Here is a 23,096-nt window from a genome sequence, read left to right on the forward strand (position 1 = left end):
ACACCTGCTCGGTTGGTTAGCGGGCAAACAAATAGTTTCTGAGCACTATCCGTTCTCACCCTTTTGCCGTCCCCGGAGCACCTGTGCTGCTGACCTGGTGGCTTCCGCTGGCAGCAACTCGCCTCCGTCATGCGACGCACGTACCTGGACCCCGGCTCGACCACCGGACCCGCCATCATCTTCCGCCTCGGCGTCGCGGCACACGGCACGCCAAAGCGGCGGAGGGTTCAGGGACGGATCGCAGGCTCCGTCCCTCGATTTCCGCGACGTTCTTTTTTGTCACAAGTCTTCGAGTACTTCCTTGACGCAACTTATGATAATTAAGTTGCTGTAAGCAAGGAGTTTAAAAGTTATGGTAGTCAGCACTAGTACAGCAGCTGGCTTAGCGCATGAAATTTTCGACCTCCAACGCGCAGTCCGTTGCATCGCTGCCTCCGTTGCCCGCGGTGAGGAAAGTGGCGTCGCTCTTCAGTTCGTGCTTCGCCTAGTGGGCGAGGGGGAGTCCCGGGCTACCCGCCTGGCTGAGCGGCTGGGGATAGGTGCACCTGTGCTCAGTCGCCATATTGCGGATCTGGAGGGGCAAGGTTTCGTATCTAGGAGGAAGGATCCGGAGGACGGTCGAGCCCAGGTTTTGGCCATTACTCCGGCGGGGGCTGAGCGACTCCGGCGCATCGAAGAGCAGCAGACAGCTATCTTGCAGGAGCACCTCCAGGGTTGGAGCGATGAGGACGTCGGCATTACGGCGAAAATCCTCCGCACGCTTACCGAATCATTGAAGAATCCTCCTCCGCCAATTTAGGACGCCCATTATCGCCGCTTGGGCGCGTTTTAACGGCCACGCCTGCAGGGAGGGCCTCGTCCCAGCCTGGCGTGGCGCAGGTACTGGTGATGTCCTCTCGATAGCGGTGGTAGCTGTCGCAGGCGTCTCCGGAATGTTCCATGCGGGCGTGGTCAGCTCGCGTGCCCACCAGTCACTGTTAATGTTGTTGCCTCCGATTTGGTGGCCGGCAGTCGCGGCACTCCACATGAAGCCCCGGGGAAAGTTGTCGTCATGTCATCCTCTTCCGTGAGTGTCTGTCTTGGTGCCCTGGCCCGGCCAGGCTATTAAAACTGCTGCCGCTGAGCGGTTTGGGATTTCCATGCTTGTCTTCGCGAAGGCGCAGGCGCAGGCGCAGGGAAACGGTGCCGGCGACGCCGATTGCCCCCCACAAAGTGCCATGGGATCCAAATCTTCGTCGCGAGTTCACCTGCCGAGTCGGAATATAGGAGTAAAGGATTGAAGAGGCCTCTCTGCACCATAGTGGTCACCGGCGCGGCGCACTGCGTAGCGGAGAGAACGGCGCTCAGTCTGCAGTCACCCTTGCACCGTCCAGCACCTCCAGCCACGGGAGTCCCGGCATACGCCAACTACGTGACTGGAAGGGCAGAACGACTAGTCTAATTTGCTTTAGGAGGCATCCGCCGCGGGCACCTCATTGTCCGCGCCAGTGACCCGGCGGGTCTATGGACTGAACCGGGCTACACGGCCGGTGCGGTGGGGGTTTGCCGAGCGCCGGTTCCGCAGCGGCCCCGACACTCTCGAGCTGGGGTACCTCAGAAAGAACGAATTCTGCCGGCTTGCAGCTGTGGATGGACGCTACGTCTCAACAGAGGTCGCCGACGGCTTCACCGGGCGGGTCATCGGCGTCGAAGCCAAGGGTTCCCCGCATCAGAAATTCGTGAGGCAAGCCACGCAACAGCCGCATCCAGGCCTTAGTCAATGTCAGAAATAAACGAGCAGAGGAACAAGCGGACATGCCGTTTAAGCCGATCCGTGTCCCTGTCATACAGCCATTGGATTTGCAGTCCGTCAGTCAATGCAACGAACATTGCCGCCAGGTCTTCAGGGGCACTGTCGCTCTTCAACTGGCCACGGTCTGCCAACGCAGCGAACACTCGCGTATAGAGGCCTATGGCTGCCCCATAGCGATCCCGATAGTACTCATGCGCCGGATGATCAGGCGAAGTCGCCTCAGCGGACAGCGTACTGTGCAACTCGATCAGACCCGGCTGCAGAGCATCTGCAGTTACCGTCTTCAGCAGCGACTTGATGGCCGCGCTGTCTTGGAGTAGCGTCACCACGCTCATGCCGCGCTCCCGAAAGAATTCCCTCCTTTTCTGGTCGCTGAGTTGCAGGACACCCGAGAGCAGTTCCTCTTTATTGGCAAAGTGATGGAGGAGCCCTGTGTGACTAACACCCACCCGCAGGGCCACATCCCTCATGGTCAGGCTGCGGAAGCCTGTTTGCGCAAAGAGCTCAATACAGGTCTCAAGAATTCTCGACTGGAGGGCTGCGGTCTTCGCGTATGGGCCCCGCTGTTTGACTGTTGCTTTGGGCATGGGCGATCCCTATCGTCGACTGTGCTTCTAAACGCAAATAGCATCAGGATTGGACTTTCATTGGGGAGGACTTCCCGAATGAGCCCCGGAGGTGAGGTCGCTGAGAGCACTCCCCCGCCCATTACTTAACGCCGATAATGAAGATTCCGTCAAGCTACGGCGACTTCCGGATATGGCGGAACGACGGCCCGACGAGGAGAACGCTCATTCCAGCTTTGCTTGCCGGAGGTACTGGTAGACGGTCTCCCGGCTGATCCCGTAGTCACGGGCAAGGAGGGCTTTGGGAACACCGATGCCGGCGCGCTGGACCAGCTCGGCGGTACGTTCCGGCGTGAGGGTCTTTTTCCGTCCTTTGTAGGCGCCGCGCTGCTTGGCCAGTGCGATGCCTTCCCGCTGGCGTTCCTTGATGAGGGAGCGTTCGAATTCGGCGAAGGCACCCATGACGGAGAGCATGAGGTTGGCCATGGGGGAGTCCTCCCCGGTGAAGACCAGGCTCTCTTTGGCGAACTCCACCCGCACGCCTTTACGGGTGAGGTCCTGGACCAGAGAACGTAAGTCATCGAGGTTCCGGGCGAGCCTGTCCATGCTGTGTACGACGACGGTGTCCCCGTCGCGGGCGAACCGCAGCAGTTCGGTAAGCTGCGGGCGGGCCGTGTCCCGGCCGGAGGCCCTGTCCGTGAAGACCCGGTCCAGAACCTGGCCTTCGAGCTGGCGTTTCTCGTTCTGGTCCAGAGTGCTCACGCGCACGTACCCGATTCGCTGTCCAGCCACCTGCGCCTCCAACCCTTGTCCTGTCAGGTTGAGTTCTAGGCCCCTCCCAGAAGAAAGTCAAGGTATATGAGCTCCACTTCGTCAGGGGTTGGGATGGGCTCGTTTTGGAAAGCAGCCTGACAGGCTCTTCCCAGTACAGGATTCCTCAGACCTGCCTTTATGGCTTCAAGGCCCCGATCCGTCCGTAGGGGTGTGTAGAGAGGAAAGTTTCCTGTCGATCAGTTTGTTCCACGCAGTTCGTGGGACAAGTTACTGCTATCGAGACCTGTTGTTCTGCAGGAGGACAGTACCGCTAGCTGGAACACACAGTGGTTGGAGCAGTGAGATGGGCTGGGGGAGTCGCTGTTCGGCAAGTCGCAGGAGCCAGTTCACGTCGTTGCGCCTTTCGCCCACCTAGCGACGCCGCGGCTTTTTCTTGCCTGCGTTCAGTCGCTTCGTTGCTCTTCGAGCAGACGGCGGTATCGGTCGCGCCATGAACTCCGTGGGCAATAAGCCCATTGCATCGCCAAGTGCGTCAAGATCCTTACGGTCTCCATATGGGGAGTTGTCATAGCGCACAGATCGGATACTTCCGCGGTGGTCGAATAAAACCATGAGGGCCCGGTCTGACTTGATCTGATGCTTCTTGGTCGTCGCATAGGTAGCCAAGCGGCGACTCGCGGCCGCTTGCGTCATACCGCTCGGCTGAGTCCGAATGAAAAGCGACGGGTAACCCCAAGCGCCGGCCAAGCCGACGAAAAGACTGTGCGGCTGGCCGTCATCCTTAGTCGTGGTGATGAGCGTCTGGATATTACGCGCGAGGTTTTTTTGAGCCTCCCCGCCGAGATTTAGGAGATCTGCCGAGAAGCGGAACCATCCCGGCTTCTTCCCGTCCTGTAGGAAGTCCACGAGGTTGAGCACGGCGGGATGAGATGCGAACACAGGCTTGGGTGCTGGCTCCTCCACCGACCCCTCTTGGTAGTAGACCCAAGCATCTAGCGGATCCGTATGCGTCATAACCCGCGTCGGTACAGCATTGCTGCGATACCGCCGCCTGTCACCGCCGGACGGACGGCGCACTCCTAGAAACTCCTCGCTGACGCGGTCTGGGTCAGGCTCCACGTACAACTGCCCGGACAAGAACAGCATGAACAGATCGAGCTCGTCGATGGCCCAGAAATTAAGCGAAACCTCCGACTCGGTGCGACGACGAAGGTAAAGAAGAAACTCTGCTGGCCGATCGAGTACCTCTGCAATAATCGCGAGGTCATGCAGCGAGACTATCCAGGGGAACCGATCACTCTTGATGACATTGCCGCGGACCAATTCGTCGAGTGCCGTCCCGAGGGGGCCCATGTCATCGAGGCAAACTGCAATGGATCGCACTTCTCGGACTCCGGACAAATCGAGCCAGGTCCTATCCTGGAGCCAGAGTCCACCGTTGGTGCGAATCAGCCCCTCGAGACGGAGCGCTTGGTCCGTGGCCTCGCCCACAGTAGACCGTAAGTCTCCAGTCAGGCGCTGCACGTGCCCACCTCGCGCCTGATGCGACACGCTTCGCCCTTTGACCTCAACACAGATCGCAACGTCCTCAATGAGGAACAGCGCATCCGACTCAGTCTGCTCCGCGATGGACGTGATTTCTTCTGCGTTCGAGGCTAACTGTACTGAGTCGACACCAGGATTCGGCCTGAAATACTTGAGGTTAACATGAGTGGCGTCTGCACCAAGCAGCTTCGTCAGATTCTCGACGGAAGCCTGCTCGCTTACCGTTACGCGACGCTTCTCGTACCGCCGCCACCGGGCGGAGTGACCCTTGAGTTCCGCCTCAACTACCTGTCTGAAACAGTCCGTCCCGATGGGAACGTTCATTGTGACATAATTGCCGGCGCCGTCAGCGATAAGCGACGCATTCCTCAACGGATTGTCGCCCGCCAGGAAGGACTCGACCCAAGCGACAGGGTCGCCTTCCGCTCCAAACGAGACGCTGAACCGGTCAAGTACTCGCTTCACGCGGTCTTCTGGCACCGATGATGCATCGGCGATTTCTATTGCCGTGAAGCTTGCGCGCTTACCGGGAAAGAACATGAGATCGTACACGGCAGCTTTACCTTGCTCAACGCGGGCAGGCGACTGCTCGCGTTGACCGCCGGTCTCCCACTCCTGCGCGACATCACCGAGTATGTCTCTCGCGGCAAAGAAGCGGTCTAAATAGACCGATCTGATGGCATCGCGAACGTTCAAGAAATCTTCGTACGTAAAGCCCAAGGTTTCGAGCAGAAGAGTGCCGAGGTGTTTACTGCTGAACAGTGTTTCGTTTAGCCCATCATGAACGTGGGCATATTGCTTGAACTTGACGTTGAGCTCGTGGCCTGCGTACGTGGCGGCCAGGCTCGTCAATGGGCCAAACTTCTCTGCCTGCCCGTCTGACAGAAGCATGAACTGCCCCAGGCTGAGCAGCACTCCCGTACGTTCGTGAATGTCTGGGACTACTTGTGAGGGGTGCGCTGCCCTCGGATCGGCGTCCGGCAAAACGCGTTCCCCTCGCGCGAGCAGGATCAATGCGACCAACTCGACCGCTGCGGGCCGCTGATCGGCGAGGCTCTCTCGGTAGCCCTCAAGCACCATCGGGGTCTCGCGAAGCCGCATCAGTTCGATGACATCAAACGCGTCAGCTTTCCGGGTCGCCTTAGCAATCGCTTCTACATGCTCGCGAATCACTTCGGGCCCGCGAGCTACGAAGTCGAGAAGTGTTTCCCCGGGTCGGAGGCTGGCGAGGGTCGTCGCCATGCTCTGAAAGGCAGATTCCATACTGTCGTCGTCGGCAGCGATAATCCGTCCGTCAGGCAAACTCTTAGCGTTCCTTGGCAAGTCAGCTCTCTTTCGCTCGGGTGGCGGCTGTTGGCGGCGGGAACGCGACAATCGAGGAGTACACCCACGCCGCTCCCGAGCAGGTCGCAGCATCGCGTTGTCGCCACCTCAGCATTCAAGTACATCCACTTCAGAGAGACTAACAACGCTTCCCACGCACAGCGGCCATAATGTGGCGACCGAAGGACCGCCTTACATAAAGTCGGCTATCGGCGGACGAAAGGCGGCAGCGACAGGGTGTCCTTCGCTAAGAGGCAGTGGCGGGGGAGTGTCGGCTGGTTCATTGCAGCTCAGGCCATTGGTCTTACGTGCCGGAGCGGCGGTGGTGAGCGTGGGGTTTCCTGCTCCCAGCAGTTTCACAGGTTGCAGGGGTCATAATGAACCGAAGCTCCGGTCAACCGCTATTTGATCGGAGCTTCGCCATTGCTCATCGCAGCATGTTTCTAAAGCGTGGAGCACCTATTACATCTTGACGTATTTATTGACCTGCGGAGCGAAGTCTTGGCCGCACACCTCAAGCGCCAGACATCGCTCGCCCGCGGTTTGAGGAACAACCGTGCAACCGCGTACGTTACAGTCTCGTCCGACAAGAGCATCAGAGAGCCGATAGAAGGAAGAAGCACCTACGTGGCAGCCGACTATGACGAAGTCCGTTCCGACGTCAAGGAATCCCAAGACCGCTCCCTGGAGGATTTGCAGTCCGCGAACGCCCCTGATGCCCGCAGCGTCGTCACCGAGCTGGACGAGGCCGATGTCCTCGATGAAGGACTGACACCTGGTGGCGAAATTATCTCCGACGAGCTCATAGTGCAGGTGATTCCCCAGGCTGCGGATGAGTTCACCTGCTATTCCCGTTTCCTCGTCCGGCACCGGTCCCAGCTGGCGCGGGAGAGCAACGGCCATTCCTACTGCGTTGAATGTGAAGGCTAAGGCAGGCTCTTCCAAGGCCACCAGATACGCACCTTTTGGACCCCTCTCGACCGTAGCTTTACATAATCTCCATTATCGGCGTTTGAGTGGGACGAGTAGAAGTAGAGGACCCGTCCCAGTCAGTCTTTTAGTGTTTGCGCAGTTGAACAAACGCAGTCATAACCTCAGCCACCGCAGTGTGTGCGGATGTTCTGTCTCATTTTCGATGATGCTACGGATCTCATCCCTGATACTCCCGTCTGCAACGAAAGTTGTAGCCGACACTGTGCCTTGAGCGAACAGACGGCTCAGGGTCGATGAGCGCGATTTTCTCCTGACGTGGATGAACTCGCCGTTGGACGCCAAAACATCGCAAACCTCAATTCCGCTTGTGGCACCCCCAGGCCTCTTGATTTTTGCATCCAAAAGCAGAAGTTCATCCGGTGCCGTAGATGCCACGCGTGAGTTGTAGTCACCTTCAACTTCATCATTTCGTGAGGCGATGAGCGACGTAATGGAAGGTTTCAGCTGAGCCGCAAACTGATCAACTTTGGTGACCAGAGAATCGCGCCAACATCAGTTTGCGGCTCAATGGCCTCCACAGGTGGCGGCCAGTACGGCACCGCGGCCTTACAAGCCCTGCGTGATGTCCCCGGGCTGGATCGTCACCACCTGGAACAGGCCGGTTTCCTCGCTGGCGTCCGCCCCGGCCATGCCAACGACGGCGACGGGCATGTGCGATACCAGCAACCCGCTCGGCTGCAACAAACACGTCCAATCACCGAAGGGGTAAAGACCGCCCGCTCAACTGCAGTCAGTCGAGTAGCGCTACGCCGAACTCAGCGACGACGGCCCGCAATTCCCTGAGGTAGCGCTGCGCTTGGTTGGTAAGCGGAATCGCGGCGTGGCCGATCCAGCCGATCTCGATGCGTTCGTCAACGTCGAGCGGGATGGCGACGATCTCCGGGTCGAGCTGCCCGCTGATGATGCCCGTCGAGATCGTGTAGCCGTGGAGCCCGATCATGAGGTTGAAGATCGTCGCACGGTCAGAGACCCGGATCTCCTGCTTACTGGACAAGGTGGAGAGAATCTCCTCGGCGAAGTAAAAAGAGTTGTTCGCACCTTGATCGAAGGTTAGCCGCGGCAAGCCGGCGAGATCGGCGAGAGTCGCACGCTCTTTTGAGGCGAGCGGGTTGTTCCGTGAAATGAAAATGTGCGGTTCGGCGAGGAAAAGCGGAGTGAACGCGAGCCCGGATTCCCGGAGTAGCTTGTCGATGATCTTCCGGTTGAAATCGTTCCGGTAGAGGATGCCTATCTCGCTGCGGAGCGTCCGGACATCCTCGATGATGTCCCAGGTGCGGGACTCACGCAGCGAGAACTCGTATTCGGCCACCTCAGTGGCCTTGACCATCCGGACGAAGGCGTCCACCGCGAACGAGTAGTGCTGCGTTGACACCCCGAGCAGACGTCGCGTCGGTGGCCTACCAAGGTAGCGCTGCTCGAGGAGAGCGAACTGCTCGACGACCTGCCTCGCATAGCCGAGGAACTCTACCCCGTCGGCGGTGAGGGTGACCCCGCGGGCGGAGCGAACCAGGAGCGCACGGCCCACCCGGGCCTCAAGGTCCTTCATCGCTGCGGACATTGTCGGCTGCGCTACGTAGAGAAGATCGGCAGCCGCGGAGATCGACCCCTCAGCTGCAACTTCTATGAAGTAGCGGAGCTGCTGCAGGGTCAGTCCGCTCGAAAGCTGTGGCATAGGAAGATTCTATATGAGTGCATAGAAACCCCTAGTTACTCGATACCCCCGGAAGGCTGCAACATGGATACATCCCCTTCTGAAAGGCCGTCTCCGGCCCATCATCAACGGATTGGCAGCGCATGGCAGACGACTTCACCTTCAGCATCACCACGACCCGCTTCAACGAGGACTACTCCCCGTCGGAAGGCTCCCGGATCACGACGAATTTCGCCAACCTGGCACGGGGCGAGCACCGCCAGGAGAACCTCCGCAACGCCCTGACCATGATGCGGCGGCGCTTCAACGATCTCGCAGACTGGGACAACCCAGACCGGGACCGTTACACGCTCGAGCTTGAGATCGTCTCCGTGCAGATACAGTTCACTGCGGATGGCACGGATCAGCAGTTCCCGCTGTTCGAGGTTCTCGACATCCAGATCGTCGACCAGCTGAACGGGGTCCGCCACCACGGGATCGTCGGGAACAACTTCTCCTCCTACGTCCGTGACTTCGACTTCAGCGTCGTACTGCCAGCGGCAGCAGGGGACTCAGGCAAGCCCACCGTTCCCGAGGACTTCGGCGATCTTCACGGCAAACTGTTCCAGCACTTCCTCGATTCCCCGGAATGCCAGGAACGCTTCCCGCAGCCGCCAGTGGTGTGCATCAGCGTCTCCACGAGCAAGACGTACCGGCGAACGGGGAACCGTCACCCGGTCCTGGGCGTCGAGTACCAGCAGGACGAGTTCTCGCTGACGGACGCGTACTTCGGAAAGATGGGGCTGCAGGTTCGCTACTTCATGCCACGCGGCAGCGTTGCGCCGCTCGCCTTCTATTTCCGCGGCGACCTGCTCAACGACTACTCCAACCTGCAGCTCATCGGCACGATCAGCACCATGGAGACGTTCCAGAAGATCTACCGCCCGGAGATCTACAACGCGAACTCCGCCGCCGGCCCCGTCTACCAGCCGAGCCTGGGAGAGCAGGATTACTCGCGGACCCAGATCGCTTACGACCGCGTCGAGCGCAGTCAGCTCGCGATCACGCAGGCGAAGTACACGGAGGAGCACTTCATCACGCCCCACAAGGATCTGTTGGACCAGTGGACCGCCAACTACCCCGCTCTCGTCAACTGACCCACGGAGAATCGTCAATCATGAACACACTTTTGCCCACCACCGTTGTCGGAAGCCTGCCGAAACCTTCGTGGCTCGCACAGCCGGAGACTCTTTGGTCCCCGTGGAAGCTGGAGGGAGATGCGCTGATCGAGGGCAAGCAGGATGCTCTGCGCATCGCCATCCACGAGCAGAGCCGACGCGGCATCGACATCGTCAGCGACGGCGAGCAAACCCGCCAGCACTTCGTCACGACCTTCATCGAGCATCTCAGCGGGGTCGACTTTGAACAGCGCAAGACCGTGCGCATCCGCGATCGCTACGACGCGAGCGTGCCGACCGTCGTCGGAGCGGTGCGCCGCGAGCGGCCGGTATTCGTCGGAGACGCGAAGTTCCTCCGCGCAGCCACCGACCGGCCGATCAAATGGACTCTTCCCGGTCCAATGACGATGGTGGACACGCTCTACGATGACCACTACAAGAGCCGCGAGAAGCTGGCCTGGGAGTTCGCCACGATCCTGAACCAGGAGGCGAAAGAACTAGAGGCGGCCGGCGTGGACATCATCCAGTTCGACGAGCCCGCGTTCAATGTCTTCCTCGATGAGGTCAAGGACTGGGGCGTGGCTGCGCTTGAGAGAGCGGCAGAAGGGCTGCGTGCGGAGACCGCCGTGCATATCTGCTACGGCTACGGGATCAAGGCGAATACTGACTGGAAGGCGACGCTCGGCTCACAGTGGCGGCAGTACGAGGAATCGTTCCCGCTGCTGCAGAGCTCCAGCATCGATATCATCTCGCTGGAATGCCAGAACTCCCACGTGCCCATGGACCTCATCGAGCTCCTCCGCGGCAAGAAAGTCATGCTCGGGGCAATCGACGTCGCAAGCGAGACCATCGAGACCCCGGAGGACGTCGCCAACACCCTCCGCAAGGCCCTGCAGTTCGTTGATGCGGACAAGCTCATACCCAGCTCCAACTGCGGCATGGCACCGTTCCCCCGGGACGTCGCACTGGCCAAGCTGAGTGCTCTCAGCGCAGGGACGAACATCATTCGCGAGGAACTTGACCGCTCCGCACCCAGGGTGTCATAGCGATGTTTCACGCCTACCCCGCAGACACTTGGCTCGAAGCTCCGAAGCAAAGCTTCCCGCCCTCCCTCTCGGCCGACGAATTCAAAGCACTGTTCCGTGGCCACCCAGGAGGAGTCGCCGTCATCACGGCGGATGCCGGCGAAGGACCGGTGGCACTGACGGTATCGTCGGTCGTGTCAGTGAGTGTGGAACCTCCGTTGCTGATTTTCTCGGTCTCGGCACTGTCCTCTGCGTCCGAGGTGCTTTCGCGCGCCGAAACCGTCGTCGTGCACCTGCTGGATGCGCACGACGTCCACTTGGCGAAGTTTGGAGCGACCCCCGGCGCCGACCGCTTTGACCAGACGCACCGCTGGTCGGCCCTTGCAACCGGCGAAGCGGTGTATGACGATGTCCGCGCCTGGTTGCGCTGCGCCGTCATCAATCGCACGGAGATGGGGACCTCCACAATCATCGCCGTTCACGCCCTAGAGTCCCGCGTGATGCGTGACGTCCAAGCGGGCGAACCCGGCGACGCTCTGGTCTACCACAACCGTTCATGGCACCGTCTGGGCGAAGATTCCAAGCTTGAAGGCTGAGCGCCGCGCCAAAAATGCCAGGCAGCAAGCCGAACGGCTCACGACGGCGGGTGCACAACTGCCGCCGTCGTCCTCGTCAACATCGGAGCGTCCATCGACTTCCTGAATGGCTCGGATGCAACCCTGTTCTACACGCATGCGACGCTTCGGTTAACGACGGTCACACCTCCCGCCAGGCTGCAGCCCTTCAGAATCATTCAGGAGATTCAAAAATGACCACATCCCCATATACCCCATCTGCCGCACCCAGTGCCGGACTTGGTAATCAAGCAGACGAAGCACAGGTCCTGGCCGAGAAGCGCTGGAATGTGCAGTTGCTTGGGCTACTAATGGTCCTGACTTTTGGGACTGGGATCGTCGATGCAGTCGGTTATCTCGCCCTTGACCACGTCTTCATCGGAAACATGACGGGGAACGTGGTGATACTGGGCATGGCCATGGCGGGAGCAGATGGCCTTCCAGTGCTAGGTCCTCTGACAGCGATGGTGTGTTTCTCAATCGGCGCCGCGGTGACCGGGCTGGTACTGAGAAAACGATCTGCGGAATGGCGCCTGCCAATCACGGTGCTGCTGCTTGTCGCAGGGCTCCTTCTTTGCTCCGTCGGGGCCCTAGCCTCCCTGGTCGATAATAACCTCACCACCGACGTCCGAGTGATCATCTCTTCATTGGCGGCAGCTGCTATGGGAATTCAGGCATGTGTAGCCCGAAAACTCGCGGTCCGGGAAATGACAACCGTGGTCGTCACCTCCACCTTAACCGCGTTGTCGGGTGAGCTTTTCCTCGTAACGGGGCACAAGGGATTGCTGAACAGGAGAAGTGCTGCGATTGTTGTGCTTCTTCTTGGGGCGGCTCTTGGCGCGCTGCTTGCCGGCGCCGGAGCCGGCCCTGCTTTGATCGTTTCCGGAGCCCTGATAGTTGTTGTGGCATTGCTGGGGCAATGGGGAGCCCGGATTCATCGTTCCCGTCTATCTACCTGAGCGGAGGCGCCGAAGAGGCAAAGAACGGGTGGCCTCCCCCAAGCGAAGCCAGTAGCCTCTGGTAAGGGTAAGTCGAAGCGTATTCGACTGCGACCTTTCCTGCCTTTTGAATCACTGTTGGGGCCTCGTTTGGTCGAGCCCACACCGTTACCGCCTGAACTCGTTAAGTCCGGAAACCTGGCAGACCGGCGGAATATCCTCCGCTTAGAGCACACCCTAACCTGACGTCAGGTTCTGCTCAGAAATCTAGTCAGAATAGGGCCCGATTGATCAGTTTCGGGCGCAAGCGATGGAGCGTCTATGTTTGATCCGGACATTGACTGGCGCCAGCCAAGACGCAGGAAGCATGCTGCGCAACCTACCGCTAGTTAAAGTGAAAAGCCTCCCCACTCCAAAAAGCGCGGCTGGGCTAACCCCTCCGCGACGAACGGATCCCCGCCAATAACCGTTTAGCTTCCTCCCGGGACTTGCAGATCCCCATCGGGGCGCCGGCCGATCTTCAGCCAAAAACGGCCCCCCAGGGCGATGAGCCCGCCGCCATTAGCGTGGAAGGCTTCGAACTAGCCTGATGGCGGGGTACGTCTCGTAAACACGTAACGGTCGATGCCGTCAGCGAGGCTGTACAAAACCACGCACTCCACTCGGCATGCCCTACGCGCTCGTGTTCCTGCCTGTGAGCTTGTCCAGTAACCGGTCCACCATCCCAACGCCCGGGCCAATCGTCTTGTGGAACAGCTCCGAATGGGGCGCGCTTGGGTGCGGGCGGGTGGGCGCCAGCTTTTTCGCTTTTTCTACCTTCTCACCCATGGCCACGAGCTTCTCCCGCGGGATGTGCTGGCGCAGCTTCGGGAACTGATCCGACTCCTCGTCACCGGCGTGATGCGTTAGCTGTCCTTCAAGCTCGCGAACAAGATCCATGAAGGAGGCATCTGATGGCTCGGCTTTCTCCAGCTGTTTCATCAGTTTGACGATGTCGTCGTGCTCCTTCTTGTCGTGCTCAACTTCCTCCTTGCCGTTGGGCACGTGGTCCTCAATGGCGGGGTAAACGTACATTTCCTCCGCCACGGCATGGCGCATGACCTCTGCAATCAGGGTGTCCGCAAGGTCCCTGCGCTGGCTTACATCCGGCGCGGTGTGGATCTGACCAATCAGTGCAATCATGTCCTGGTGGTCAGCGGTCAGGATGTCCACGACATCCACGTCCGCGCGGGCGGAATTGGTATCACTCATGACTCGGCCTCCTCCTTGAATCGCTTCTTGTTAGCGCGGTGGAACGGTCAAAATACCACGCGGAAACAGTGGGATAAAGAGGCGTGGGACTCCTTACATCTGACATCTCCTCCGCCAGGTAGCAGCATGATTTAGTTGTGACCTAGACGATCCATTCTTGCGCGAGCTGACCCAGGTCCGCCGCCTGGAGGTCTTCTTTTTGTCACCTAACCACGCCGCGTGTTCCTAACCTCCGTGGTCAATACATCTAGGTGGCGTGGCCGAAACGCTCCTGCGCAGTTCGGGCGGACGTGCCGAGGGCAGCGCCGATAGCCTCCCAGGAGTCGCCCTTCGCGCGGGCAGCCCGGACGGCGGCTTCTAGCTCGGCCTCGGCCTTCGCAGCAGCCGTACGGGCAGCGGTGATTCGGCGGAAGTCCGTGGCGTCCGTGTCAACGTGAGGGACCGGGTTCAGGCGAAGGAGCGTACCATCCACCCGCAGCGGTGCGGTTAGGTGCTCGATGTGCAGGACGTAGCCTTCTTCCGGTTGGCGCTGTACGTAGGCGGTGAGGACGGTCTTTCCATCGCCGTCATCAAAGTCCACTTTCCCGTAGCTCTCACTCGGGCCAACAGGCCATGGACGCGGCCTCAACCGCCCTGAAGCTTCGTACTGCGCCAGCTCGTCGACGTTCTGCCCGACGCGGACCTCGGGGACGCGTGCTTCGCGTGGGGTCATCCTGATCGTCCTCCTTCAACTTGTCTAGCCACCGCACCCGGCACTTCGCAGCGGCATTTGGTCAGTGCTCGAGTACAGATACCAGTACAACTCACCGCGTATTGAAACTCACGAGTACCGGGTACTCGATCCTTCCCGCTCTGAGCACGGTCCGGACCCGTTCGACGAGTCCGTTGCAGACGTATTTACGCAGGAACCCGTTCCATGACAGGAAGGCTCGCCACCGGGCCGCGTTTGCCGGTTCGTGTGAAGGATTTGTGGCATGAAGCATCGTTGCCTAGGGTACTAAGCACGCTTAGTATCTTGGTTTCGACAGCGGACTGCCAGATTTCCCATCCTGAGGAGAAGAATTCGTGCCAGAAGAGAGCAACATCCACATCCCCGGCGTCCCCGCCAGCGAGCCCGCCAGCCTGGGGGAACCGACAACTCCGCGGGAGCCGCTGCCGCCAAAGCCGGACCAGCGAGGACCTGAAGCGGTCTCGCCTACTGGAAGCCCAACAGGGGCGGCCACGGCACGGGCCCAGTCCGGTCAGTACCTGACTACCGCCCAGGGGTTGCGAGTTCGCGACACCGACCACTCCTTGAAGGCCGGTTCGCGCGGCCCAATCCTGCTGCAGGACCACCACCTGCGGGAGAAGATCACGCACTTTGACCACGAGCGCATTCCCGAGCGCGTGGTGCATGCCCGGGGCGCCGGGGCCCACGGTGTCTTCCGTTCCTACGGCACTGCTGCAAACATCACCCGCGCGGGCTTCCTGGCCAAGGACGTGGAGACCCCGGTCTTTGTCCGCTTTTCCACCGTGCTGGGTTCCCGTGGTTCTGCTGACACGGTCCGCGACACCCGGGGCTTTTCCACCAAGTTCTACACGGATGAGGGCACGTACGATCTGGTGGGCAACAACATCCCCGTCTTCTTCGTCCAGGACGGCATCAAGTTCCCGGACATCGTTCACGCCGCGAAGCCGCACCCGGACCAGGAAATTCCCCAGGCGCAGAGTGCCCATGACACGTTCTGGGATTTTGTCTCCCTGCACACCGAGGCCCAGGCGCACACGATGTGGAACATGTCCGACAGGGGAATCCCGCGTTCCTACCGGACCATGGAAGGCTTCGGCGTCCACACCTTCCGGTTCATCAACGCCGAAGGCCGCACCACCCTGGTGAAGTTCCACTGGAAGCCAAAGCAGGGCGTCCACTCACTGGTGTGGGAAGAAGCGCAGATCATCAACGGCATGGACCCGGACTTCCACCGCCGGGACCTCGCCGACGCCATCGAAGCCGGCGCCTACCCAGAGTGGGAGCTCGGCGTCCAGGCCTTCCCGGACACCGAGGACCAGATGTTTGAAGGCATCGACCTGCTGGACCCCACCAAGTTCGTTCCCGAAGAACTGGCTCCCGTCCAGCCCATCGGCGTCATGACCCTCAACGCCAATCCCACCAACTTCTTCGCCGAAACCGAACAAGTGGCGTTCCACCCCGGCCACCTCGTCCCCGGGATCGACGTCACCAATGATCCCCTGCTCCAGGTGCGCCTCTTCTCATACCTTGACACCCAGATCTCCCGGCTGGGCGGGCCCAACTTCGGCCAGATTCCCATCAACCGTCCGCAGGCTCCGGTGAATGACATGCTGCGGGACGGCATGCACCAGCAGGCGGTCCACGGGGGAGTGGCTCCGTACCACCCCAACTCGCTCGACGGCGGCTGCCCCTTCCTCGCTGGACAGGATCTTGGTGCTTTCATCGACGTGCCGGAGGAAGTGGCTGCCGCCATCAAGGAGCGGAAGAACCCGGCATCCTTCGATGACCACTACAGCCAGGTGGGCCTCTTCTTCCGCAGCCTGAGCCCGGTGGAGCAGGACCACGTGATCCAGGCCTACTCCTTCGAGCTCGGCAAGTGCTACGAAAAGTCCATCCGCGAACGGCAGCTTGCAGCCCTGGCCAACGTGGACGCCGGCCTGTGCGCAGCAGTGGCCAAAGGCCTGGGCCTGCCCGCCCCGCAGGCCACAGAGCAGGTTCCGGAATCCGATCCCAGCCCCGCCCTGTCACAGGTGGGCAAAACCTGGCCCGTTGCTGGCCGCATCGTCGGGATTCTCGCCGATGAGGACAGCGACCTGGCTGCCGTGAACGCAGCACGAAAGGCGCTGGACGCCCACGGCATCGTCCCCCTGGTCATCGCCCCCCAGGGCGGCTTCCTGGGGACAGAGAACGACGGCGGGGTTCCCGTGCAACGGACGTACCTCACCGCCCGCTCCACCGAGTTCGACGCCGTCATCGTTGCGGCTTCTGCCGCTCCGGCACCCGACGCCGAACCTGGACTCGACGCGAAAGCCGGAACCCCCGGGAGTGCGCTGGATCCACGGGCGGTCCTGCTGCTTACCGAAGCGTTCCGTCATGCCAAGGCCATTGGCTCCTTGGCCACCAGCACGGATGTCTTGACGGCCACGGGCATACCCGGGGATGCACCCGGGATCGTTACCGGGGAGAACGCTGAAGCCTTGGTCACGGAATTGACCGGGCTGCTGGCAGCTCACCGGGTCTGGGAACGGTTCCCGGTTACGTCCGCCTAGGCACGCCCGAGGAAAGCTGGCCACTAGAGGGGAGCGCCGCCGTCGTTCCGCCGGCAGGCGCTCCCTTCCCTGCCGCTGCCTGCGTATCCATAAATCTTCGAGCAGGTCTATATATCAAAGCTCGCATTCTGATATATTAGCCAGGGATCGGCAGTACCGATTATCAACTCGATGAGGAGTGGAACAGCATGCAGCAACTCGCACACCGGCTCGACCGGCTGGGCACCGAGACCGCCTTCAGCGTCGCGCAGGCCGCCGCGTCCTGGAAGGCGCAGGGGAACCGGGTATACCCGTTCCATCTCGGCGATATTAACATCCCTACCGCCCCGCACATCGTCGAGGCGATGAACAAGGCTATTGCGGACGGCTACACGGGCTACTGCCCGGGCCCCGGCATTCCGCAGCTGCGGGAGGCCCTCGCCGATGACCTCGGCTCGCGCCGCGGCATCCAGTTCTCGCCGGACAACGTGGTGGTCATGACCGGCGGCAAGCCCGTCATCACCAAGTTCCTCCAGGCGGTCATGAACCCCGGCCAGGAAGTGCTCTACCCGAACCCCGGCTTCCCCATCTACGAATCCCAGATCGAATACCTCGGTGGCACGTCCGTTGCCTACCGCTACGTGCCCACCTCCACGGGCTTTGCCATCGACCTCGACCAGATCCGTGCGTCGATCACCCCTAACACGGTCGCCATCATCTACAACGACCTGCAGAACCCGATTTCTGCTGAGTCCACTGCCGCAGAACGCGAGGCCATCGCTCAAATCGCCATCGAGCACGATCTCTGGGTGCTCTCCGACGAGGCGTACTTCGAGACCCGCTACGAAGGGGTCTCCCACTCGATTGCGTCCCTGCCCGGCATGGCAGAGCGCACCGTGATCCTCTACACCTTCAGCAAGAAGTTCGCCATGACGGGCTCCCGGCTGGGTTGCGCCGTCGCCCCGGTCGAGATTGCCAAGGTGCTCAGCACGCTCAACACCAACGATGAGTCCTGCACCACGCACTACGTGCAGTGGGCCGGCATCGAAGCACTCCGCGGCCCCCAGGAACCGGTGCAGCAGATGCTCGACATCCTGAAAACACGCCGGGACGCAGCCTGTGAACTCCTAAACGGCATCCCCGGCATGCACGTCGCCGTCCCGCAGTCCACGTTCTACCTGTTCCCGGACGTCACGGACGCCATGGAACGCATGGGCTTCACTGCAGTGGGCGATTTCGCCACCGAGGCCCTGTACAAGACCGGCGTCTCCTTCTGTACCCGTGAGCACTTCGGCCGCCGCCAGCCCGGCGAAGACCGGCAGTACATTCGGCTCGCGTACTCGGGCATCGACGTTCCGGACATCCGCGAAGGCCTCGGCCGCCTGCGGGAATGGATCGAAACCGCATGAGCCGCGTCGTCGTCACGGGACGTATCCCCGAACCAGCACTCGAGAAACTCCGCGCCGAGCATGAGGTGGACGCCTGGGCAGGCCCGGAATCCATCAGCCGGGAGGAACTGCTGCGCCGGGTCGCCGGCGCAGACGCCGTCGTCAGCCTGCTCACCGAACGCATCGATGCCGAACTGCTCGACGCCGCCGGCCCGCAGCTCAAAGTCGTCGCCAACGTAGCCGTCGGCTACGACAACATCAACGTCCCGGCCTGCACAGAGCGGGGCGTCGTGGCCACCAACACCCCGGGCGTGCTCATCGACGCCACGGCCGACATCGCGCTCAGCCTCATCCTCATGGCCACGCGCCGGCTCGGCGAGGGCGAACGGCTCATCCGCTCCGGCGAGGCCTGGAAGTGGGGCATGTTCTTCCTCCTCGGCAGCAGCCTCAAGGGCAAGACCCTCGGCGTGGTCGGCATGGGCGGCATCGGCCAGGCCACCGCGCGCCGTGCCAAGGCCTTCGGCATGGAAATCGTCTACCAGTCCCGCAGCGAAATCGATCCCGCCATCGCATCTGAGCTGGGTGCCCGGCGGGTGGACCTCGACGAGCTGCTGGCCGTCTCCGACGTCGTTTCGCTGCACTGCCCCTACGGACCTGCCACACACCACCTGATCGGTGCGGAGCAGCTGGCAGCGATGAAGGACTCGGCGTACCTGGTCAACACCGCCCGCGGACCCATCGTCGACGAAGCGGCGCTGGCAACCGCACTGCGCGACGGCATCATTGCGGGAGCGGGCCTGGACGTCTACGAGCAGGAGCCGACGGTGCATCCCGGGCTGCTGGACCTCGACAACGTGGTCCTGCTGCCGCACCTGGGCTCTGCCACCGTGGAGACGCGCACCGCCATGGCGATGCTCGCCGCGGACAATGCGCTCGCCGTGCTCAGCGGGGAACAGCCGCCTGCCCCGATCGGGTAGCAGGCCACAGCCGCCGTGCCGCAGATTTCCGGGGGAACGGATCTGCGGCACGGCCATCCTTAAACGTACGACGTCGGTTCCGCAGCATCCGGCGCAGCAGTGCGACGTCGGGACGCACCCAAGCGGGCAACGCCGGCTGGGCGGATCCCAGGGTCAGGCTCCCCGCCGGAGCAACGCAACGGAGAGCAGATCGCCGGACGTGCGGCCGGGCAGGGCGTGGACGCTGAAGACCAACCGTCCGTCAGCTTCGTTGCCGGGGGAGGCTGCCGGAATTTGGTAGTCGAGCACCACCGTGTCGCCGTCCTGGCGCTCCAGCGCGGGCCGGTCCAGCACTGCGCCGTTCAGCCGCAGCTGATGGTCGCGCCCTTCGGCAGCCCGAAACCGGACGCGCAGGGTTCCCGCCTCCTGCCCAGGGTCCCAGAGGACGTAGGAGAACCACCCGGTGGCACTGCGCCAGTGCAGCCCGTCCACGCCGCCGGCGCGTGTGGACTTCCCGGCGAAGCCGTGGTCGGATTCGGGCTGTTGTTCCCCGGCCATGACCTCGTCCACCACCGCCGTGCGTTCCGCGGCGGCCTGGTCCAGGAGCCGCCGTTCGGCGGACCGCTGGGCGGGATCGCCCGTTGGCCAGTAGACGGTGTAGCGCTCGTCGTGGATGCCGGCGAACGGCTCCAGCAACACAGTGCCCGCGCGTCCGGATGCGTCCATCACGGCAAGCTCTGCCCTCAGCGCCTCCCGGTCCACCAGCCTGATGGCACCGCGGTCCGGCACCACGGCGGTAGCCGCGAGCGGCAGCATTGGCCCCGAAGCGACGTGCCCCATCCGTTCATCCGGTGCCTCAAATCCGGGAACACCTCCGGTTCCCGCCCGGGCACCGAGCACCACGGGCCCGTATCGGAACGAAACCCAGGGGGACCCGTCCGGCAGGGCCTCAGCCGCGAAGTCGGCCTGCAGCCGGACGTTCACAGTGGAGGTGCCCTGCCAAGTGCGGCTGATGCTCACGTATCCGCCGCCGCCGTCCGCCGGCCCACCCGGCCCGGTGCCGCCGTCGACCTCCATCCCGCTAGCCCAGGAGGGCCGACGGAGCCGGATGGTTGCCTCGACAGGCGCTTCCGCGGTCACAACCAGCGCCACTTGGTCGGAAAACGGAAACCCGGTTTCCAGCCGCACGCGCAGGCCGTACTCCTGCCAGTCGAGGGTGGACGGGATGTACAGGTTGACCAGGAGGTCATTCCCGGCGCGGCTGTAGATCAGCTCCCCATAGCGGGCGTGGTTCTCCAGGCCGGACCCCACACAGCACCACATGGACTCCTGCGCCCGCGAGTACACGCGGTAATGCCCCGGCCGCATGGGCGTGAAGTACACCAGCCCGCCCGTCCCGGGGTGCTGCGAGGACAGGATGTGGTTGTACGTGGCCCGTTCATAGAAGTCCATGGCGGCCGCGTGACCAAGGGCCTCAAAGCGCAGCTTGGCCAGCTTGAGCATGTTGTACGTGTTGCAGGTTTCCGGTCCCTGCGGGTCCTGGACCATCGGGGAGAAATCCGATGCCGGATGGAAGTGCTCGCGTACGCTGTTCCCGCCGATGGACACTGACCGCCGGGACACTACTGACTCCCAGAAGATATCGCACGCATGTGCTAATTCCGCGTCATCCGTCAGGTCCGCCAGGCGCGCGTAACCCACCACCTTCGGGATCTGGGTGTTCGCGTGCAGGCCGTCAAGCAGGTCCTGCCCGGCAGCCAGCGGATCCAGCAGTGCACGGTGCGAGAAGCGCCGGGCCTCCCGGAGGTACTCCTCCCTGCCGGTCAGCTCCCACAGAATGGCAAAGGCCTCGTTCATGCCGCCGAATTCGGCGTGGAGAACTTCCTCGAACGCGTCATTACCGAGGTGCGCCGAGACCCGCAACCACCAGCCCGCCAGACCGACGGCAACGTCCAGCGCTTCCGTAGACCCAGCGAACACGTGGGCGTCCAGCAGCCCTGCCAGCGTCTTGTGCAGGTTGTACAGCGGAACCCACCGGCCATTGAGCGTGAACAGGTCTGCATCCACCTCACCGCGGGCCAGTTCCTTGCCGAGGTCCCGGCCTTGGGGCACCCCACCCACGTAGCCGTCACCGTTCGCGGCCTGGCAGGTTCCGAGGATTACGACGGCGGCCCACACCTTCGCCAGGAGTTCCGGGTTGCCGGTCGCTGCATACAGCTTGGCGCAGCCGGACAGGTAGTGTCCGCCGATGTGGCCGCCCAGGCCGTCCGATTCCCAGTTGCCGTAGGGTTCCGCGGCGGGCTCCAGTCCGGCCTCGTGAAGATAGGGTGCGAACAGCCGGTCGGCGTCGAGGGACAGGATGTAGCGGACGGAGGTCTCCTGCGCCTGCCGGAACCTGCTGTCCAGGAGCCGGATCCGGTCCAGCGGGAAGGAGGTCGTCCTTGCATTCATCACGCCACTCCTCTTCGTCTAAACCCCAGCCACAGTTTTCCTACAACGATGTAGATTATGCGGGCAAACAGCGGGGACAGCAAGCTCCTGTGCCGCGCCTGCTGTCCCCGCTGCGTCTTTTGCCTACCTGGCAGCGGCTACCGGACGGACTCTTCGGCGGGCGGGACGTCCTCCTTGCCCCGAAGCCGGGAGCTCCTGCCCCACAACGGCTGCAACGCCTCGAGCTCCTCCGCTGTGGCATTGCGGAAAGGCGGTACTGCCGGCGCGGGCGGCTCATGCCGCGCCTGGCCGCGGGTGGCGATCAGGCTCGCGGCGATGGAGACCCCAAGGATGGCGGTGATGACAGCGAGGGAGACCGGCGTCGGGATGTAGTAGACGTCGATCTTGAGCGCCATCTTGATGCCCACCCACACGAGCACCAGCGCGAGGCCGGCCTTCAGGTACACGAACCGGTGGATGAGGTCCGCCAGCAGGAAGTACATGGCGCGCAGGCCCAGGATGGCAAAGGCGTTGGCCGTGAACACCAGGAAGACCTCGTCTGTCACGGCGAAAATGGCGGGGATGGAGTCGACGGCGAAGATGATGTCCGTGACCTCCACCAGGACAAGGACCGCCAGCAGGGGAGTGGCGAGCAGGACACCGTTCCGCCTGACGAGGAACCGCTGGCCATGGAATGCGTCCGTCATCGGCACATGCCGGCGGAACAGCCTCAGGGCCTGCGATTTCTCCGGGTCGATGTGCTCGTTGCGCTGTTTGAGCATCCGGTACCCGGTGAAAAGCAGGAAAGCGGCGAACAGGTAGAGGACCCAGCCTGCACTGGCGATGATCGCCGATCCGGCCGCGATGAACAGGCCGCGGAACACCAGCGCCCCCAGGACGCCGAAGAACAGGACCCGGTGCTGGTACTCGCGCGGGACGGCGAAGAAGGTGAAGATGATCGCCCAGACGAACACGTTGTCCACCGCCAGCGATTTTTCGATGAGGTAGCCCGCAAAGTACTGCTGCCCGAACTCCGCGCCGTACATCACCCAGACAATGCCGCCGAACGCGACGCCGCACAGCACCCACAGCGTTGACCATGCCGCCGCTTCACGTACGGAAATGACGTGCGCATGCCGGTGGGCGACGAGGTCGACGACGAGCATGAGGAGGATGAATCCGATGACAGCGAACCACATCCACAGGGGAATATTCATGGAGCACCTGCTTCCAGTCAGTAGTTACCAACTGGAGGTCTCTCCCGGGCCGTAAGCTGGCCTGTCCACCGGAAGGCGCTGGGGCCTACGTACTGACGATGGACGGAGTGGGGGATACTCCCCTCCGGAGAAACTAAGTTAACTGCTTTCCCGCGCGCTGGCAACTGCCAGGGCCCGCTCGCCGGCTGCAATTCCCCCAGTCTGCTGTATAGATGTAT

The 23,096-nt window shown here is 62.0% G+C and carries 18 protein-coding genes; 9 read left to right on the top strand and 9 right to left on the bottom strand.

Translation table 11 applies throughout. The features are described 5' to 3' along the window. Nucleotides 1-352 precede the first annotated feature (352 nt). Complete coding sequence (locus AC5RU7_RS14075; protein WP_494052747.1) at nucleotides 353-799, top strand: MarR family winged helix-turn-helix transcriptional regulator; 447 nt, start codon at nucleotides 353-355, stop codon at nucleotides 797-799. Between the two features lie 953 nt (nucleotides 800-1,752). Here the strand turns inward: AC5RU7_RS14075 and AC5RU7_RS14080 are convergent. From AC5RU7_RS14080 to AC5RU7_RS14090, 3 genes are all read right to left on the bottom strand, one after another. Beyond that, a complete protein-coding gene (locus AC5RU7_RS14080) occupies nucleotides 1,753-2,379 on the bottom strand; it encodes a TetR/AcrR family transcriptional regulator (RefSeq protein WP_494052748.1) in 627 nt (208 codons plus the stop codon). Between the two features lie 204 nt (nucleotides 2,380-2,583). Continuing rightward, nucleotides 2,584-3,150, bottom strand: coding sequence for a recombinase family protein (locus tag AC5RU7_RS14085; protein WP_494052749.1), 567 nt, complete (start codon nucleotides 3,148-3,150; stop codon nucleotides 2,584-2,586). 393 nt (nucleotides 3,151-3,543) lie between these two features. Further along, nucleotides 3,544-5,979 (bottom strand): hypothetical protein, encoded by a 2,436-nt coding sequence (locus AC5RU7_RS14090; RefSeq protein ID WP_494052750.1) that lies wholly within the window; start codon nucleotides 5,977-5,979, stop codon nucleotides 3,544-3,546. A gap of 648 nt (nucleotides 5,980-6,627) precedes the next feature. Here AC5RU7_RS14090 and AC5RU7_RS14095 point away from each other — a divergent pair. Then, a complete protein-coding gene (locus tag AC5RU7_RS14095; protein WP_494052751.1) occupies nucleotides 6,628-6,930 on the top strand; it encodes a DUF4193 domain-containing protein in 303 nt (100 codons plus the stop codon). Nucleotides 6,931-7,086: 156 nt separating this feature from the next. On the opposite strand, the gene AC5RU7_RS14100 is transcribed toward AC5RU7_RS14095, so the two are convergent. Together AC5RU7_RS14100 and AC5RU7_RS14105 are read right to left on the bottom strand one after the other, a co-directional pair. Next, on the bottom strand, nucleotides 7,087-7,470 hold the full coding sequence (locus AC5RU7_RS14100) for a DUF6119 family protein (RefSeq protein ID WP_494052791.1): 384 nt from the start codon (nucleotides 7,468-7,470) through the stop codon (nucleotides 7,087-7,089). A 253-nt stretch (nucleotides 7,471-7,723) separates the two neighbouring features. Beyond that, nucleotides 7,724-8,665: a LysR family transcriptional regulator gene (locus AC5RU7_RS14105; RefSeq protein WP_494052752.1), complete on the bottom strand. Its 942-nt coding sequence runs from the start codon at nucleotides 8,663-8,665 to the stop codon at nucleotides 7,724-7,726. Nucleotides 8,666-8,787: 122 nt separating this feature from the next. On the opposite strand from AC5RU7_RS14105, the gene AC5RU7_RS14110 reads away from it, so the two are divergent. The 4 genes from AC5RU7_RS14110 to AC5RU7_RS14125 all read left to right on the top strand — a co-directional run bounded on the left by AC5RU7_RS14110 (nucleotide 8,788) and on the right by AC5RU7_RS14125 (nucleotide 12,399). Next, a complete protein-coding gene (locus AC5RU7_RS14110) occupies nucleotides 8,788-9,780 on the top strand; it encodes a DUF1852 domain-containing protein (RefSeq protein ID WP_494052753.1) in 993 nt (330 codons plus the stop codon). Between the two features lie 20 nt (nucleotides 9,781-9,800). Beyond that, nucleotides 9,801-10,847: a methionine synthase gene (locus AC5RU7_RS14115; protein WP_494011284.1), complete on the top strand. Its 1,047-nt coding sequence runs from the start codon at nucleotides 9,801-9,803 to the stop codon at nucleotides 10,845-10,847. A 2-nt stretch (nucleotides 10,848-10,849) separates the two neighbouring features. Continuing rightward, nucleotides 10,850-11,422: a flavin reductase family protein gene (locus tag AC5RU7_RS14120; protein ID WP_494052754.1), complete on the top strand. Its 573-nt coding sequence runs from the start codon at nucleotides 10,850-10,852 to the stop codon at nucleotides 11,420-11,422. 212 nt (nucleotides 11,423-11,634) lie between these two features. Further along, nucleotides 11,635-12,399 (top strand): YoaK family protein, encoded by a 765-nt coding sequence (locus tag AC5RU7_RS14125; protein ID WP_494052755.1) that lies wholly within the window; start codon nucleotides 11,635-11,637, stop codon nucleotides 12,397-12,399. Between the two features lie 651 nt (nucleotides 12,400-13,050). Here AC5RU7_RS14125 and AC5RU7_RS14130 read toward each other — a convergent pair. Next, on the bottom strand, nucleotides 13,051-13,629 hold the full coding sequence (locus AC5RU7_RS14130) for a hemerythrin domain-containing protein (protein WP_494052756.1): 579 nt from the start codon (nucleotides 13,627-13,629) through the stop codon (nucleotides 13,051-13,053). A gap of 247 nt (nucleotides 13,630-13,876) precedes the next feature. Then, nucleotides 13,877-14,341 carry a hypothetical protein gene (locus AC5RU7_RS14135; protein ID WP_494052757.1) on the bottom strand — a complete coding sequence of 155 codons (465 nt, stop codon included), beginning with the start codon at nucleotides 14,339-14,341 and terminating at the stop codon, nucleotides 13,877-13,879. Nucleotides 14,342-14,694: 353 nt separating this feature from the next. On the opposite strand from AC5RU7_RS14135, the gene AC5RU7_RS14140 reads away from it, so the two are divergent. From AC5RU7_RS14140 to AC5RU7_RS14150, 3 genes are all read left to right on the top strand, one after another. After that, the gene (locus AC5RU7_RS14140) at nucleotides 14,695-16,908 is read left to right on the top strand and encodes a catalase (RefSeq protein ID WP_494052758.1); all 2,214 of its coding nucleotides are present in this window, start codon (nucleotides 14,695-14,697) and stop codon (nucleotides 16,906-16,908) included. 188 nt (nucleotides 16,909-17,096) lie between these two features. Next, nucleotides 17,097-18,296 carry a pyridoxal phosphate-dependent aminotransferase gene (locus tag AC5RU7_RS14145; RefSeq protein ID WP_494052759.1) on the top strand — a complete coding sequence of 400 codons (1,200 nt, stop codon included), beginning with the start codon at nucleotides 17,097-17,099 and terminating at the stop codon, nucleotides 18,294-18,296. Then, the gene (locus AC5RU7_RS14150) at nucleotides 18,293-19,252 is read left to right on the top strand and encodes a 2-hydroxyacid dehydrogenase (RefSeq protein WP_494052760.1); all 960 of its coding nucleotides are present in this window, start codon (nucleotides 18,293-18,295) and stop codon (nucleotides 19,250-19,252) included. Before AC5RU7_RS14145 ends, AC5RU7_RS14150 begins: the two co-directional genes overlap by 4 nt. Before the next feature lie 153 nt (nucleotides 19,253-19,405). Here the strand turns inward: AC5RU7_RS14150 and AC5RU7_RS14155 are convergent, their stop codons facing one another. Both AC5RU7_RS14155 and AC5RU7_RS14160 read right to left on the bottom strand, forming a co-directional pair. Further along, entirely contained in the window at nucleotides 19,406-21,682 is a 2,277-nt protein-coding gene (locus AC5RU7_RS14155) for a beta-L-arabinofuranosidase domain-containing protein (RefSeq protein WP_494052761.1), read from the bottom strand. Nucleotides 21,683-21,819: 137 nt separating this feature from the next. Beyond that, nucleotides 21,820-22,878: a TerC family protein gene (locus AC5RU7_RS14160; RefSeq protein WP_494052762.1), complete on the bottom strand. Its 1,059-nt coding sequence runs from the start codon at nucleotides 22,876-22,878 to the stop codon at nucleotides 21,820-21,822. Nucleotides 22,879-23,096 lie beyond the last annotated feature (218 nt).

The organism is Arthrobacter sp. K410C (assembly GCF_059090105.1).